Origin of the sequence: Variovorax sp. WDL1 (assembly GCF_001541225.1) — a bacterium.
GTDB lineage: Bacteria > Pseudomonadota > Gammaproteobacteria > Burkholderiales > Burkholderiaceae_C > Variovorax.
The window spans coordinates 1-1,790 of record NZ_LMTS01000253.1 but is presented as its reverse complement, the minus strand read 5'-3'; the positions used below and the strand labels follow the sequence as shown (position 1 = coordinate 1,790).

Here is a 1,790-nt window from a genome sequence, read left to right as displayed (position 1 = left end):
GCGTCTTGCCCTTGTCCGTCAGCCGCTCGTGCTCGGCCACTGTCAGTGGTCTTCCAATAATCCCCAGTTGTGGTCGTCGAATTTTCCCCACTCATCAACGCCAAGGAGCGAACGATGGAAGTGGAAGTTCAACCGGTTGTGGAGCCGGATGAGAGTTGCGCAGCACAGGGCCCGAGGGCCCTGTGCTGCGCGGGCGCTACGGTGCCCGTGTTCAACGAGGACACGGAGGCGCTGGTGCTGGGTCAACAACAATGGGAAGCGGTTCACGAGCGGCGGGCGCGAGGCCAGAGCATTTCGGCCATCTCGCGCGAACTCGAGCTGGACCGCAAAACGGTTCGTACCTGCCTGCAGCAGGCGTCATGGCAGCCGTACCGCCGCGCCGAGGGTGACAGCCTGCTGAGCCCACACCGCGAGTGGCTGGCGCAGCGTGCGCCCGGGGTGAACTATTCGGCGCCCATCCTGTGGCAGGAACTTCGCGCGCAGCGCGGCTTCATGGGCAGCTATGTGATCGGTGCGAGATCGCGTCGTCGCCGACGACTGGCTGGTGAGCATTGACGGCAACCGCTACTCAGTGCCGTTCGTGCTGATCGGCAAGACCGTGCAGGTCGTGCGCGTAGGCGGCTCGTGGGTCATACGGCACCGCGGCGCCGTGGTGGCCGAGCACGACGTACTGGCCGGCCGCGCTCAGTTGAGCGTGCGCCCCGAGCATGGTCCCGGAGCAGCGGCGCGCAACGCGCGGCAGCGCTACTCGGCGCCACGCTCATCAGCGACGAGGGACCCGTTGCGCGAGGTCGAGGTGCGTGACCTGGCGGTCTACGAACGCTTGATCGGCACCGAGGTCATGGGGGTGGCGGCATGAGCAGGAACACGAACAAGGCAGTGTCGGCGGCTGCCATCGCCACGGCAGCCATCATGACCACCCCCGCGCAACTGGAGCGCCTGGGCGAGCACCTGCGCAAGCTCAGACTGGTTAAGAGCGGCGAGCGACTGGAAGCTCTCCTGCAACAGGCCGCGGCCGAGGAGTTGCCCTACGCGGAGTTCCTTGAGCAATTGCTCAGCGCGGAAGTCGCCACCAAGACGAGCAAGAACATTGCTATGCGCACTGCGATGGCACGCCTGCCGTTCGTCAAGCCTCTGGAGACCTTCGACTTCGACTATCAGCCTTCGATCGATCGCAAGCAACTGCTCGCCTTGGCCAGCTGCCACTTCATCGAGCACGGAGACAACGTCATCGTTCTCGGGCCGCCGGGCGTGGGCAAGACGCACTTGGCTGTCAGCCTCGGCCTGAAGGCCATAGAGGCGGGCTACCGCGTGCTGTTCACGACGGCCGCCAGCCTGATCGAGAAACTGACCAAGGCGCACGCCGAGGGCCGCCTAGAGGACAAGCTCAAGATCTACACCGCACCGCGACTTCTGATCATTGATGAGATCGGCTACCTCCCGATTGATCGCGTGGGTGCCAACCTGTTCTTCCAGCTCATCAGCCGGCGTTACGAGCGCGGACCGATGATCCTGACCAGCAACCAGAGCTTCGGCGCATGGGGAGAGGTCTTCGGCGATCGAATCATCGCCACTGCGATCCTGGATCGCCTGTTGCATCACGCCGTGACGATGAACATTCGCGGCAATTCGTACCGCCTGAAGGACAAGCTCAAGGCGGGATTGGTCCGCTCACACGACGACAACGCATCTCAACCGGGTGGGGAAATTTGAACGACCACGACTGAGGAGAATCCGGCGACCCTTGACAGGCCACGACGGCGTCGCCGGCCACCACCGTCACGCGCGTC

General features: G+C 64.2%; 3 protein-coding genes. All 3 read left to right on the top strand.

Annotated features, from left to right (window positions below; translation table 11 throughout):
* Positions 1-114 precede the first annotated feature (114 nt).
* The 3 genes from APY03_RS42860 to istB all read left to right on the top strand — a co-directional run bounded on the left by APY03_RS42860 (position 115) and on the right by istB (position 1,713).
* Complete coding sequence (locus APY03_RS42860; RefSeq protein WP_068683436.1) at positions 115-555, top strand: hypothetical protein; 441 nt, start codon at positions 115-117, stop codon at positions 553-555.
* Positions 545-859, top strand: a complete 315-nt coding sequence (locus APY03_RS42855; protein WP_068683434.1) for a Mu transposase domain-containing protein — start codon at positions 545-547, stop codon at positions 857-859. The genes APY03_RS42860 and APY03_RS42855 overlap by 11 nt, the downstream gene beginning before the upstream one ends.
* Positions 860-930: 71 nt before the next feature.
* Positions 931-1,713 (top strand): IS21-like element helper ATPase IstB, encoded by a 783-nt coding sequence (istB, locus tag APY03_RS31670; protein ID WP_193995759.1) that lies wholly within the window; start codon positions 931-933, stop codon positions 1,711-1,713.
* Positions 1,714-1,790 lie beyond the last annotated feature (77 nt).